The organism is Pseudonocardia sp. T1-2H, assembly GCF_038039215.1.
Taxonomy (GTDB): Bacteria; Actinomycetota; Actinomycetes; order Mycobacteriales; family Pseudonocardiaceae; genus Pseudonocardia.
Map to the genome: position 1 here is coordinate 1,234,788 of NZ_JBBPCL010000001.1, position 13,184 is coordinate 1,247,971.

Here is a 13,184-nt window from a genome sequence, read left to right on the forward strand (position 1 = left end):
GATCATCCCGCGTCGGCGGCCGGCTTGAGCACGTATCCCGCGCCGCGCACGGTGTGGATCATCGACGCGCGGCCGGCGTCGATCTTCTTGCGCAGGTAGGACACGTACAGCTCGACGACGTTGGACTGGCCGCCGAAGTCGTAGTGCCACACCCGGTCCAGGATCTGCGCCTTGCTCAGCACGCGGCGCGGGTTGCGCATCAGGAAGCGGAGCAGCTCGAACTCGGTGGCGGTCAGCTCGACGTCCGTGCCGCCGCGCCGGACCTCGTGGCTGTCCTCGTCCAGCACGAGGTCCCCGACGACGAGCTCCGAGCCCTGCTTCGCCGCGGCCATCCCCGCCCGGCGCAGCAGCCCGCGCAGCCGCGCGACCAGCTCCTCCAGGCTGAACGGCTTGGTGACGTAGTCGTCCCCGCCCGCCGTGAGCCCGGCGACCCGGTCCTCGACCGCGTCCTTCGCGGTCAGGAACAGCACCGGCACCTCGGGCGCCTCGGCCCGCAGCCGGCGCAGCACCTCGAGCCCGTCCAGGTCCGGCAGCATGATGTCCAGGACGACCGCGTCCGGCTTGAAGTCCCGTGCCGTCCGGACCGCGCCGAGGCCGTCGGCCGCGGTGCGCACGTCCCAGCCCTCGTAGCGCAGGGCCATGGACAGCAGGTCGGCCAGCGTCGACTCGTCGTCCACGACGAGCACCCGCACGGGGCTCCCGTCCGCGCGGCGCAGGGGTGCGGACTGCTCGCTCACCTCGGTCATGGTAGTCAGCCTCGCGCCCGCGCCTGTGTCTCCTCTTGCCGTCTCCTGTGCGTTTTCTGTGACGACGCGCGGGGTCCGGGCACACGGTCCACAGGGTCTCCGCACAGCCCGCGGACAATACGCCTCGATCGACTTCGGTCTGGTGAGGTCACGGGTTGGGGATGATGACCGCGCGTCCTTGGATCTTGCCGTCCTGCAGCAGCTGGTAGGCCTCGCCGGCGCGTTCCAAGGGGAAGTGCTCGACCAGCACCTTGATCTTTTCCTGCTGGGCGAGGGTGATCACCTCCATGAGTTCGGGAATGAAGCCCCAGTAGGGCGAGGCGACCGAACACTCGTGCGGCGGGCTCGAGAAGTTCACGGGTACGACTCCGCCGCCGAGGCCGACGATGGTCAGGTGGCCCAGCACCCGGGCCACCTGCGCCGCCATTCGCAGGGTCGGGTCCACTCCGACCATGTCCAGCACGAGCTCGGCGCCCTGGCCCCGCGTGATGTCCTTGATGCGGGTGACCGCCTGGTCGCCCGAGAGCAGTGCCTCGTCCGCGCCCATGCGCTTGGCGGTCTCCAGTTTGTCGGCGGCGGTGTCCACGGCGACGACGGTGGTCGCCGCGCTGAGCGCGCGCAGAATCTGGATGGCCATCTGGCCCAGGCCGCCCGCCCCGATCACCACCGCGGTCGAGCCCGGCCCCAGCAGGTGCAGCGACCGCTTGACGGCGTGATAGCTGGTCAGCCCCGCGTCGCTGAGCGGCGCGGCCTCGCGGGGATCGAGGGTGCCCAGTGGAAGCAGGAATCGCGACGCCGGAACCAGCAGGTACTCGGCCATTCCGCCGTCCTGACCATCCAGGCCCCCGCCCAGACCTGCGGTCTTCTGGCAGTAGTTCTCCCGGCCCTCCCGGCAGTTGGCGCACAGCCCGCAGCCCCAGGGACCGTAGACGAGCACGGGGTCTCCGGGCGCGAACCCGGTCACGCCCGGTCCCAGCGTCTCCACCCACCCCGCGTTCTCATGGCCGAGCGTGAAGGGCAGCCTCATGCCGTCTCCCGGCGCGGGTGGGGGTGGCGGTGCCTGCATGATGTGCAGATCGGAGTGGCAGGCACCGGCGCCCGCGACCTTGACCAGGACCTGCCCGGGCCCGGGCTCGGGCACCGGCACCTCGCGCAGCTCGGGCGGTTTCTGCCATTCGACGAGTTGAAAAGCCCGCATCGCAATTCCTTCGGTAGCTGGGTGCTGGCTCAGTCGCGGATCCCGTCGATGTCGATCATCATGTGGAGCGGGCCGCGGAAGATCTGGCTGCGGCGGTACGGCGGCGGGTCTTCGACGAGCCTCGGGTTCTCCACGCGACGGACGAACTCGGCGAGCGCGATCTGGACCTCGAGCCGCGCCAGCGGGGCGCCGAAGCAGTAGTGGATGCTCTGGCTGAAGCCGACGTGCTGGTTGTCGGGGCGCTCGAGGTCCGGCACGTCGGGGTTCTCGAACCGCGCCGGGTCGCGGTTCGCCGAGCCGTACGCGATGAAGATCGGCGCGCCTTTCGGGATGGTGGTGCCCGCGATGTCGATGTCTTCGGCCGCGCAGCGGGTGTGCCAGATCTGGACCGACGACTCCAGGCGCAGGAACTCCTCGACCGCGGGCACGACCAGCTCCGGCCGGCGGCGCAGCTGCTCGTACACGTGGGGGTGCCGCAGCATGGTGAGCACGCTGTGGGAGATCAGGTTGACCGAGGTCTCGTGCCCGGCGAACAGCATCAGCGCCGCGTTGTTGACGAGCCGGTCCTGGGGTAGGCGCCCCTCGGGGCCGTCGTCGTTCACCATTCCCGAGAACATGCCCGGGCCGGGCTTCTCGGCGTACTGGTCGAGCAGATCGGCCAGGTACTGCATCAACTTGGCCACCTCACCGGCGGCCCGCTCCGCCCGGCGCTGCTGCTCCGGGTCGTTCGCCTCCGGGCCGAAGTCGGCCCCGTCCAGGGCGTTCTCGATCCAGCCGTGGAAGTCCGGTATGGACTCCAGCGGCATGCCCAGGACCTTGCAGATCATGGTCACGGGCAGCGGGAAGGCGAACTCGTCGACGAGGTCGATGCGGGTCCTGCCCTTCATGTTGTCCAGCAGCTCGGCGGTGAGGCGGCGGATCTCGGGCTCCAGGTCGGCGATCATGTGGGGGCACTCGGGCGGGCCGAAGTGCCGCATCATCCGGCGGCGATCTCGATCGTGTTCGGGCGGGTCTATGGTGATGATCATCCCCTCGAAAGGGTTGGGGAACTGGTACTGCGCGGGGCGCTTCCTCATATCCGAGCTGACCCGGGGGTCGTGGAGCAGCTGGACGATCTCTTGATAGGTGCTGGCGACGTAACTGCCGTTCGGCTGCCGCGACACCGGGGTCTTCCGCAGCTCTTCGTAGAACGGATACGGATTGGCGCGGTTGGCGTAGCGGAGGGACTGCTGCCAGGGCGTTTCCTCGGCCATGATGCTCTCCTGTGCTGTCCGGTTGGTGCTCTCGAGCGGCGCGTCAGCGTCGGGGCCGGAACTCGGCTATGCGCTCGTTCGGGTCGTGGCCGGTCAGGACGACGTCGGGTATCGCCGTCGGGACACCCGGCGCGGGGAACTCGGCCGGCATCGGGTTCATGTCGTCGGGCCGATCCCAGCCCGGCGGCGGGGGCGGGAACGGAGCCGATTTCTCGATCAGCCGCCCGTAGTGCTCCAGCCACTTGCCTTGATCAAAGCTGACAGCGGCAACGATGCGGCCCCGACGACCGTAGGCGGCGGCGAAGCGGCGCTCCTTGACCGACCCCTGCGTGAAGACGATCTCGTCGCCGAAGGGCGGCACGCCGACGGACTTGATGTTGACGCCGAACTGGCCGGACCAGAAGCCGGGCAGCAACAGATGCGGGTGGTAGTCGGGCTCGAGGCTCACCATGTTGTGGGCCGCGACCTCGGCCCCGAGGACGGCATTGTCCCAGTGCTCCATCGCGAGAAACTGGTACTCGTAGAGCACGTGGGGGGCGCGTGCCACGTCCCCCGCCACGTAGACCGAGTCGGTCACCACGCCGTTGATGTCGAAGGCGCGACCGCCGGCGTCGCAGCCGATACCCCAGAAGCCGGCCGCCAGCCCGGAGCCCTCCAGCCATTCCACGTTGCGGATCGACCCCAGCGAGGCCACCACCACGTCAGCCTCGACGGTGGTCCCGTCCGAGAGCCGAGCACGCCGCACGTGTCCGCCCGCGTCGCCCTCCAGCGACGACACGCCCACCCCGCAGCGCAGGTCCACGCCGTGGTCGCGTTGCATCTCCGCGGCGATCTCGCCGATCACCCCGCCGAGCGCGCCGACCAGCGGCGCCGAGCCCCGCTCGACGACGGTCACCGGGATATCGAGTTCTCGGCAGACGGAGGCCATCTCCGAGCCGATGAACCCGGCGCCGATGATCAGGACCCGCGCCGGCCGCGAGGCCAGCGCCTGTTGCAGCCGCGCGGCGTCCTCACACGAACGCAGCGTGTACACCCCCTCCAGGGCGGCCTCGGTCGGGTTGGGCCACTGCCGTGCGCGGGTGCCCGTGGCGATCAGCAACCGGTCGTACGGCACCTGCTCGCCGACGGCCAGGCGCACCTGCTTGGTGGCCCGGTCCAACCCGGTGGCGGCCACCCCGAGCCGCCACTGCGCATCCACTTCCCGCAAGCGGGGCAGCTGGGTGTGGTCGGCCGGCACCCAACCTTTGAGCACCTGCTTGGACAGCGGGGGACGGTCGTAGGGCTCGTGTGGCTCGTCCCCGATGATGGTCAGAGACCCGTTGAAGGCCTCCTCACGCAGGGCTTCGGCGGCCCGCAGTCCCGCCAGGGAGGCGCCGACGATGACGATCCGCCCGTTGGCCTTGAAGCCGCGCACCAACTCCGCGACCGTTGCCGCCATGGTCATGACCCCACGCTCCGCTCCGCACCGTCCAGGCGGTCGAGCACGATCGCCTGGACCGGGCAGGCCGCAGCGGCGCGATGAACCTGCAGGCGCCGCGCGTCATCGGGGTTCGGCTCGTAGGTAAGTACTTCGTCACGACTCAAGCGGAAGACCTCGTGGGCCAGAAACACGCACTGTGCGTATGCCTGGCACCGGTTCAGGTCCACGACGATCCGCATGGGCAAACCCCTTCCTTCCGCGCCTCCCGCCCCACAGCGACCATCGGTGCGGTCATTCCCCGCCTTCTGGTCACGGCTTCCTCCGTGAACCGCCCTGACCCCGGGGCCGACGACGCTAGGACGTGGCGGACTCCGCGGAATCCCCGAAACCCGTAGTCCACGAGTCCGAGCGGGAGTCGATTCCAGACGGCGGCGGGCCGATCTGTTCGGGGTTCCCGGGTCCGACGCCGACGCTCATAGGCGGGCGCCGGGTCAGCGGCGTCCGTCGAGGAGCGGACGTTCGGAGGCGGGGATCGCGTGGAGTAGGCCGACTCCCTCGTGGATGACGCGGTGGGCGAGCTGCGTGCGGGAGGTCACCCCGAGCTTCCGGAACACCTTGCGCAGGTGGTACTCGACGGTGCTCGGGCTGACGAACAGCTGGGCGGCGATCTCCCGGTTCCCTTCTCCACGGCTCACCAGGCAGGCTATGTGTGCCTCCTGGGGAGTGAGCTCCTCGGCCGTTCCCACCTCTCGCTTCCGAGTGCGCTCACCCGTGGCCCGCAGCTCCACGCGCGCCCGCTCGGCGAAGCAGGGCAGGCCCATGCCGTCGAACATGTCGAGGGCTACGCGCAGCTGATCGCGTGCCTCCCGCCGCCGGCGCTGGCGGCGCAACCACTCGCCGTAGACGAGGTGCGCGCGGGCCAGCTGAGGAGCGGCCCGGGTCCGGCCGAGCAGGTGCAGCGCGTCCTCGTATCCCTGCCGGGCATCTGTCGGGGTGGCCAGCAGCGCCCGGGAGCGGGCGAGCAGGCCCAGGGCCAGCGGAGTGCCGGTCGCGCTCGCGCGGTCCGCCAGACGTCGGATCGCGAGTTCTGCCAGGTCCCGCCGACCGGCACGGACGGCGGCCTCCACCAGGTCGGGCAGTGCCTGGGTCCCGACGAGCGGGGTGTCGTCGGTGTACGCCGGATGCAGGCAGCCCACGGCGAGGCCGTAGTTGCCGAGGCTGATCTCCAGCACGCCGAGGAAGTACGCCGCCATGGCCATCTCACCGGCGGCGCCCCGGCCCGGGGCCTCCCGTGCCACCGCCGCTGCGGTCGCCCGCGCCTCGGCCTCGCGGCCGCTCAGGCCGAGGGTGAGCAGCGTGTGGGCGCCCGTGGGCGGGACGACACCGGGATTGCCGGTCACCTCCGCCAGTTCGTGCGCCTCGGACTCGGCCGCCCGCGCCGCGGCCAGCCGGCCGGCCGGCCCGTCGACGTAGGCGCTTCGGAAGGCGAGTGCACCGGCCAGCCTGGCCAGCGCGCCGCTCTCGCGGGCACGGTCGATCCAGTCAGCTGTCAGCTGCTCCGTCGAGGCATCATCCAGCAGATCGGCCGCCGAGACAGCGGCCAGTTCCAGTTTTTGGAGTGTGACGTCGGGGTCGACCTTCTCCGCGAGGAAGGCCTGCACCGTGCGACGCAACACCGGCACGGCCGCCGCATAGTCACCGGTCACCCGCGCGGTGCAGCCCTCGAGCAGCAGATCGGCGGCCGAGTCCGGGGAGTCGCCCGTGGGTGGCAGATTCCGCGCCGTCCACGCGATCTCGTGCAGGAGCGGGGCGCTGGGCGCCGAGCCGGCGAACACCGCGGCCTCCAGCGCGGAGAGCAGCGCGTCCCTCGCGGCGCGCGGGTCGAGCGGCCGCAGTCGCCGTGCAGCGCAGACCAGGGCGGAGGTGGCCTCGGCCACCTGCCCGCGGTGGAACCGGATCCTGCCCTCCAGCAGGGTGGCCTGCGCGGTCGACAGCGGATCGCGCAGGCCCGTGGCGGCCTCGGCCAGCAGGGCCTCGGCCCGGTTGACCGCCCCGGCGAGCAGGTGGGCCTGCGCTGCCGACAGCCGGCGCTCGGCCCGCCGCTCCTCGTCGGGGGTCAGCAACGCCGTGCGTTCGAGGAGCGCGGCCGCGGCGGCGTAGCCGCCGCGGCTCCGGCCCTGGTCCGCTGCCGCCTCCAGCCGGGCGGCGACCCCTTCGTCAGGCGCGGCGGTGGCCGCGGCGAGATGCCAGGCCCAGGGAACTGCGTCGAGCTGCGGATCGCACGCCGCCGCGAGGGCCCGGTGGGCCGCTCGCTGCTCGTCCGGGGCCGCGGCGTGGTAGACCGCCGAGCGGACGAGCGGGTGGGCGAACCGCACCTCCGGCCAGAAGCCCACCATTCCCGCCGCCTCCGCGGCCACCACCGCGGACTCCGGGATGCCCAGCGCGGCGGCCGCCTGCCACAGCCGATCGCCCCGGCCCGGCTGCTCCGCCGCCGCCAGCAACAGCAGCGTCTGCGTGTTCGTGGGAAGGTCCCGCACGCGCCGCACGAACAGGTCTTCGAGCTGGTGACCGACGGGCAGCGGCTCGGGCAGCGGCACCTGTCCGCGCAGTTGCTCTGTGGTCAGGTCGGCTGCGCCCTCGACGATGGCCAGGGGGTTGCCCCCGGTCCCGGCGACGATGCGCTCCGCCACGACCGCGTCGATGGGCCGGTCGACCGCGGTTGCGAGCAGCTCGTACGCGTCCGGCTCAGGCAGGCCGGCGAGCCGAAGGCCGGGCAACGCCTGCAGGCGCGGGTCCGGCTCGGCGGTCTCCCGGATCGCGAACAGCATCCCGACAGGGTCGGCCAGCAGCCGGCGGGCCACGAAGCCGAGGACGTCGGCGGACTCGTCGTCCAGCCACTGCGCGTCGTCGATCACGCACAGCACCGGCCGGCCCCCGGCCGCGTCCGACAGCAGCGTGAGCACGGCCAGGCTGACCAGGAACGGATCGGCCGGCGGCCCGCTCTCCAGGCCGAACGCCACGCCCAGCGCCCGTCGCTGCGGCTCCGGCAGCCGGTCCGCGCTGTGCAGGAAAGGAAGGAGCAGCTGGTGGACAGCGGCGAAGCCCAGGCCGTTCTCCGACTCGACCGCCACCATCCGGACGACCTGCAGGTCCGCGGCGCGCGCGACGGCGTAGTCGAGCAGTGCCGACTTCCCGATTCCCGGCTCACCCCGAAGGGCCAGCGCGCCGCACATACCGGCACGCACGCGCTCGAGTACTTCTTCGAGCGCGTGCTTCTCCACGCGGCGGTCGATCAACCGCACCGAACGACCGTAGCCCTGATCGCCCATGCGAAGGAAGGCCGAGCGTGGTGACCCCGCCGTGTGCGCGAGCAGACATCGGCGTCGCGGCGCTCCCGTTGCGTGGGCCACTGCCTGATGCAGAACAACCGCGTGATGTAACCCGGTCGGCCGGACACCGCGGTCTGAACCGCCCTGGCTAGCTCGCCGAGCTGCTCGTGCACTAATCGCCGTAGCGGTAGCGGCACGCGGCGATACGGATCTCGTCGTCGACGATCTTGTAGATGAGTCGGTGCTCGTCGGTGATGCGTCGCGACCAGTAGCCGTGGAAGCCGTCCAGTCCGGTCTGCGTGGCGGTCGCGGTGAGCACCCCGACCTGGGCCGGCAGCGGCCCGCCGGCGGGCGGGCGATCGATCCGGCCAAGGCGGTGACGATCGAGGTCTTGCCCACCCCACCCTTCTGGTCGGCCACCAGCGCCACCCGCGCCGGTGCCGCGGACTCCGCCCCCTGCGTGGACGTGTCGGGGGTTCATCACCACCGCACGTCTGGGCCGCGGCCCAGACGGCCTGCGCCGACCTCGTCCTGGCGGTCCCCCGGGAACCTCGGCGAACTGATCAGCAAGATCGACACGGAGCGTGTCGGAGCCGGCACCGCACGGGACCGCGTCCGACCGCTGTACTACCGTCCGTCCGTGCGGGACGACAGGTTGCCGGTGCTTCTCGGCGTGGGCCAGGTGCTCGGCAACCGGGACCGGACGGTGGCCGGCGCGCGGGAGCCGTTGCGGCTCGTCGCGGACGCCGTGTCCGCCGCCGGGCAGGACACCGGCGCCGGCACCGGCGGTCGGCTGCTCCGCGAGGTCGACTCGATCGCGGTCTCGCACGTCGCCAGCTGGGGATACGACGACCTGGCGGCGAAGCTCGCCGAGCGGATCGGCGCGGGCCCGTCCCACACGTTCGCCGCGCCCGTCGGCGGGCAGTGGCCCGTCGCGCTCGTGAACACGGCGGCCGCGCGGATCGCCGCGGGGGAGTCCCGGGTGGCGCTGGTGGCCGGCGGCGAGGCGTCGGCGTCGATGGCCGTGCTGGCCCGCGCGGGCGTGGACCCGGCCGTCGACCTGGGCTGGAGCGCCGAGCCCGGCGGCCAGCCCGCCTTCGACCCGGACGACCTCGGGAGCGCGGCCATGCAGCTCGCCGGGCTGGTCCTGCCGACGCGCGTGTACCCGATGGTCGACGCCGCCCTGACCCACGCGCTGGGGGAGAGCCCGGCGCAGGCCCAGGCCTGGTCCGCGGAGCTGTACGCCGGGCTCAGCAAGGTCGCGTCGGAGAACCCCTGCGCCTGGAACCCGATGGTCACCTCGCCCTCGGACATCCTGCGCGTCGGGCCCGTCAACCGGATGATCTGCGAGCCCTACCCCCTGGCGCTCAACGCGAACCCGCTGGTGGACATGGCCGCGGCCGTCGTCGTGACGTCGGTGGCCGTGGCCCGCGAGCACGGCGTCCCGGACGAGCGGATGGTGCACGTCTGGGGCGGCGCGGGTGCGGAGGACGCCGCGGACGTGGTCGCCCGGCCGGACCTGGCGGTCTCGCCGGCGCTCGGGTCGGCGCTGGACCGGACCCTCGCCGCGGGCGGCCTCGCCACCGCGGACCTCGACGTCCTGGACGTCTACACGCCGTTCCCGGTGGTCCCGCGGCTCGTCGGGCGGCATCTCGGCCTGGCCCTGCCGGACCTGCTCGGTGTCACCGGCGGGTACTCCGCCTTCGGCGGCCCGCTGTCGTCGTACGGGCTGCACGCCGTCGTCGCCACCGCGCGCCGGCTGCGGGCGGGGGCCCGGACCGCGCTGGTGCACGGGGGAGGCGGGTATCTGACCCGGCAGCACGCCGTCCTGCTCGGGCGGTCGGCGCACGAGGACGGCTACGTCGGCGACCCCGTCCCCAAGGACACCGCCGAACCCGGCCCCGCGCCGGTGGTGCTCGCCGACGGGGACGTCCACGAGGTGCGGGTGGAGGCCGGGACCGTGGAGTACGACCGCAACGGCCTCCCCACCCAGGGCTTCCTGCTGGCCCGCACGCCGGACGGCCGCCGCCTCGCCGCCGCGACCCCGCGCGGGGACGCCGCCAGCACCGCGGTCCTCACCGTCTTCCCCGACGGCCCCACCGCCCCGCCGGGCCCGCACGCCGTCGGCCGCACCGTCCGCGCCACCGTGATCGCCGGCCACGCCCAGCTCGACCCCGTCTGACGCCCCCGCGAGTCGCGATCTGAGACCGCGCGAGTCGCGCCACGGAACCGCGCGAGCCGGGCTCAGCGGGCGCGCCAGTACCCCGTCGCGTAGACCGCCCGCCGGCCGAGGCCGCGCTCGTTCAGCAGATGAGCCCGGATGTCCTTCACCGCGGCGGACTCGCCCGCGAGCCAGGCCTGACCCTCACCCTCGGGCAAGGTCGCCGCCCGCACGGCCTCGACGAGCGGTTCGCCCGCGGGCCGGTTCCCGCGGTGCACCCAGGTCACGTCGGCCTTGCCCGGCAGGTCCTGTTCCTCACCGGCGTCCGCCACCTCGAGCAGGGCCAGCGCCGGGACGTCCGGCGGCACCGCCTCCAGCACGGTCGCGACGGCGGGCAGCGCGGACTCGTCCCCGATCACGACGTGGAACGCCGCGGCGGGATCCGGCACCCAGCGTCCGCCGGGCTCGGAGACCCCGACCCACGACCCGGGCTCCGCGGACTGCGCCCACGCCGCGGCCGGCCCGTAACCGGTGTGCACCACGAAGTCGACGTCCAGCTCACCGGCCGCGGGGTCGAAGCGGCGGACGGTGTAGGTGCGGATGGTCGGGCGTGCCTCGCCCGCGGGCCAGACGGGTCCGCCGGTGCTGGCGCGGGGGATGGCCGGCCGGTCCTGTCCCTCGACCGGGAAGAACATCTTGATCCGCCGGTCCGGGCCCTCCCCGGGGAACCCGGCCAGCTCGTCGCCGCCCAGGGTCACGCGGATCATCCGCGGCGTGATGGTGGTGCTGCGCAGGACCTGCAGCAGGCGGGGGGCCGTCGTCGTCACCGGCACAGTGTGCCTCGTGCGCGAAAACCGTTGCCAGGGCGGCGATTACCGCGCACGGGCGCCGGAGGCGCGGCCCTGCAGACCGGTCCAGGCGAGGTCCATCAGGTACTCCGTGGCGTCCTCGGTCGTGACGCGATTGTCCTGCGCGCGCCAGACCGCCAGCCGCTCGCACGCGCCGACGATGACCTGCGCCCAGCCCTGCAGCTGGAGCGGAGCGGCGTCCGGGGCCGCGGCGCCGAGCAGCGCGGCGATGAAGTCGGTCTGCTGCGCCCGGATCCCCTCGACCGCGTCCGCGGCGATCCTGGCCTCGGAGTACAGCAGCGAGAAGGCGGCGGCGCGCTCGTCGAGGAACTCGAAGAACGCCCGGGTGCCCCGGCGGAGCATGTCCTCGGGTGTCGTCGCGGCCGCCGCGGCGGTGGCGGTGACCTCGAGCAGCTCGGTCCGGGCCTGTGCGACGCACGCCAGCAGCAGGCCCTCCTTGGAGCCGAAGTGCGTGTACAGCACGGGCTTGGTGACCCCGACCCGTTCGGCGACGGCGTCCATCGACGCGTTCGCGTACCCGCGCTCGGAGAACACGGCGACCGCGGCGTCGAGGATCTGCCGCTCGCGCTCCTCGCGGCCGACGCGGCGGCGTCGAGCGGGGGCGGCCTGGGCGGAGCGGGATTCCACGGGGGAACCCTACCCGGATCCAACTTACTCGTGGTAACTTACTGGCGGTAACCCAACGAGGAGGGACCCGGAATGAGCGAGACGACCCCACGTGTCGATCCCGTCACGGTGGACACCGTCATCGTCGGCAGCGGCTTCGCCGGCCTCGGCGCGGCGGTGAAGCTGGACGAGGCGGGTCGGAGGGACTTCGTCATCCTGGAGAAGGGCGACACCCTCGGCGGTACCTGGCGGGACAACGTCTACCCGGGCTGCGCCTGCGACGTGGAGTCCCACCTCTACTCCTTCTCCTTCTTCCAGAACCCGGAGTGGACGCGGACGTTCGCGCGCCAGCCGGAGATCCGGGCCTACCTCGAGAGCGTCGCGGACCGCTACCGCCTGCGGGACCGCATCCGCTTCGGCGTCAAGGTCGCCGGCGCCGAGTGGGACGGCACCGCGTGGGACGTCCGCACGGACGACGGCACCAGCTACCGTGCGCGCTACGTGCTGTTCGGCACCGGTGCGCTGCACGACCCCTTCGTACCCGAGATCGAGGGCCTGGACCGCTTCGCCGGCAAGGCCTTCCACTCGTCGCAGTGGGACCACTCGCACGACCTCGCGGGCAAGCGCGTCGCCGTCATCGGCACGGGGGCCAGCGCGATCCAGTTCGTGCCCGCGATCGCCCCGGACGTCGAGTCGCTGACGCTCTTCCAGCGCACCGCGCCGTGGGTGCTGCCCAAGCCGGACCGCGCGATCCCGGAGCGCACCCGCGCCGCGTACCGGCGCCTGCCGCTGCTGCAGACGCTGAACCGGATCGCCCTGTACTGGCGGCACGAGGCGTTGGTCGCGGGCTTCCTGCACCCGCGGATCATGAAGCTGGTCCAGGGCCTCGGGCTGAAGTACCTGGACAAGGTCTTCGCCGGCGACGACGAGCTCAAGCGCAAGGTCACGCCCACGTTCACCATGGGCTGCAAGCGGGTCCTGATGAGCAACGACTACTACCCGGCGCTGCGGCGGGACAACGTCTCCGTCGAGACCGGGGACATCACCCGGATCACCGAGCGGGGCGTCGTCACCGCGGACGGGGTCGAGCACGAGGTCGACACGATCATCTTCGGGACCGGGTTCAAGGTCGCGGACGGCATGGCGCAGATGGGCGTCACCGGGCGGGACGGCGTCAAGCTCGTCGACGCGTGGAAGGACGGCTCGGAGGCCCTGCTCGGCACCACGGTCGCGGGCTTCCCGAACCTGTTCACGATCGTCGGCCCGAACACCGGGCTCGGCCACAGTTCGATGGTGTTCATGGTCGAGTCGCAGGTGAACTACATCCTCGACGCGATGCGGACGGTCGACGCCAACCACGCCGTCGCCATCGACACCCGGCAGGACAGTCAGGACGCCTACAACGCGGACCTGCAGCGCCGGCTCGGCAAGGCGGTGTGGAGCACGGGCGGCTGCGCGAGCTGGTACCTCGACGAGAACGGCCGTAACCGGACCCTGTGGCCCGGCTACACGTTCACCTTCCGCCGCCGGACGAAGGCGATCGACCCCGCCCACCACGAGCTCATCGCCTGAGCGCAGCCGAGGAGCGGACATCGAGACTGA

11 protein-coding genes are annotated in these 13,184 nt (G+C 72.4%); 2 read left to right on the forward strand and 9 right to left on the reverse strand.

The genetic code is table 11. The annotated features are described in order from the left end of the window. Nucleotides 1-2: 2 nt before the first annotated feature. The 7 genes from WBK50_RS06265 to WBK50_RS06295 all read right to left on the reverse strand — a co-directional run bounded on the left by WBK50_RS06265 (nucleotide 3) and on the right by WBK50_RS06295 (nucleotide 8,265). On the reverse strand, nucleotides 3-746 hold the full coding sequence (locus tag WBK50_RS06265; protein WP_341334677.1) for a response regulator transcription factor: 744 nt from the start codon (nucleotides 744-746) through the stop codon (nucleotides 3-5). Between the two features lie 148 nt (nucleotides 747-894). Continuing rightward, on the reverse strand, nucleotides 895-1,944 hold the full coding sequence (locus tag WBK50_RS06270) for an NAD(P)-dependent alcohol dehydrogenase (RefSeq protein WP_341334678.1): 1,050 nt from the start codon (nucleotides 1,942-1,944) through the stop codon (nucleotides 895-897). A gap of 29 nt (nucleotides 1,945-1,973) precedes the next feature. After that, nucleotides 1,974-3,197, reverse strand: coding sequence for a cytochrome P450 (locus tag WBK50_RS06275; protein ID WP_341334679.1), 1,224 nt, complete (start codon nucleotides 3,195-3,197; stop codon nucleotides 1,974-1,976). Between the two features lie 43 nt (nucleotides 3,198-3,240). Beyond that, entirely contained in the window at nucleotides 3,241-4,641 is a 1,401-nt protein-coding gene (locus WBK50_RS06280; protein ID WP_341334680.1) for an NAD(P)/FAD-dependent oxidoreductase, read from the reverse strand. After that, nucleotides 4,638-4,856, reverse strand: a complete 219-nt coding sequence (locus WBK50_RS06285; RefSeq protein WP_341334681.1) for a ferredoxin — start codon at nucleotides 4,854-4,856, stop codon at nucleotides 4,638-4,640. The genes WBK50_RS06280 and WBK50_RS06285 overlap by 4 nt, the downstream gene beginning before the upstream one ends. Before the next feature lie 252 nt (nucleotides 4,857-5,108). Beyond that, entirely contained in the window at nucleotides 5,109-7,919 is a 2,811-nt protein-coding gene (locus WBK50_RS06290) for a helix-turn-helix transcriptional regulator (protein ID WP_341334682.1), read from the reverse strand. A 199-nt stretch (nucleotides 7,920-8,118) separates the two neighbouring features. After that, the gene (locus WBK50_RS06295) at nucleotides 8,119-8,265 is read right to left on the reverse strand and encodes a type II toxin-antitoxin system YoeB family toxin (protein ID WP_341334683.1); all 147 of its coding nucleotides are present in this window, start codon (nucleotides 8,263-8,265) and stop codon (nucleotides 8,119-8,121) included. Between the two features lie 321 nt (nucleotides 8,266-8,586). On the opposite strand from WBK50_RS06295, the gene WBK50_RS06300 reads away from it, so the two are divergent. Continuing rightward, nucleotides 8,587-10,128 carry an acetyl-CoA acetyltransferase gene (locus WBK50_RS06300; protein ID WP_341334684.1) on the forward strand — a complete coding sequence of 514 codons (1,542 nt, stop codon included), beginning with the start codon at nucleotides 8,587-8,589 and terminating at the stop codon, nucleotides 10,126-10,128. Nucleotides 10,129-10,190: 62 nt separating this feature from the next. Here the strand turns inward: WBK50_RS06300 and WBK50_RS06305 are convergent, their stop codons facing one another. Beyond that, nucleotides 10,191-10,934, reverse strand: a complete 744-nt coding sequence (locus WBK50_RS06305) for a siderophore-interacting protein (protein WP_341334685.1) — start codon at nucleotides 10,932-10,934, stop codon at nucleotides 10,191-10,193. A 45-nt stretch (nucleotides 10,935-10,979) separates the two neighbouring features. Continuing rightward, nucleotides 10,980-11,603 carry a TetR/AcrR family transcriptional regulator gene (locus WBK50_RS06310; protein WP_341334686.1) on the reverse strand — a complete coding sequence of 208 codons (624 nt, stop codon included), beginning with the start codon at nucleotides 11,601-11,603 and terminating at the stop codon, nucleotides 10,980-10,982. A 72-nt stretch (nucleotides 11,604-11,675) separates the two neighbouring features. Here WBK50_RS06310 and WBK50_RS06315 point away from each other — a divergent pair, with 72 nt between their 5' ends. Beyond that, nucleotides 11,676-13,154, forward strand: coding sequence for a flavin-containing monooxygenase (locus WBK50_RS06315; protein ID WP_341334687.1), 1,479 nt, complete (start codon nucleotides 11,676-11,678; stop codon nucleotides 13,152-13,154). Nucleotides 13,155-13,184 lie beyond the last annotated feature (30 nt).

Excerpts from the sequence above, each read along its gene's own strand:
- WBK50_RS06265 (WP_341334677.1), bottom strand. The coding sequence starts at position 746 with ATGACCGAGGTGAGCGAGCAGTCCGCACCCCTGCGCCGCGCGGACGGG.
- WBK50_RS06270 (WP_341334678.1), bottom strand. The coding sequence starts at position 1,944 with ATGCGGGCTTTTCAACTCGTCGAATGGCAGAAACCGCCCGAGCTGCGC.
- WBK50_RS06275 (WP_341334679.1), bottom strand. The coding sequence starts at position 3,197 with ATGGCCGAGGAAACGCCCTGGCAGCAGTCCCTCCGCTACGCCAACCGC.
- WBK50_RS06280 (WP_341334680.1), bottom strand. The coding sequence starts at position 4,641 with ATGACCATGGCGGCAACGGTCGCGGAGTTGGTGCGCGGCTTCAAGGCC.
- WBK50_RS06285 (WP_341334681.1), bottom strand. The coding sequence starts at position 4,856 with ATGCGGATCGTCGTGGACCTGAACCGGTGCCAGGCATACGCACAGTGC.
- WBK50_RS06315 (WP_341334687.1), top strand. The coding sequence starts at position 11,676 with ATGAGCGAGACGACCCCACGTGTCGATCCCGTCACGGTGGACACCGTC.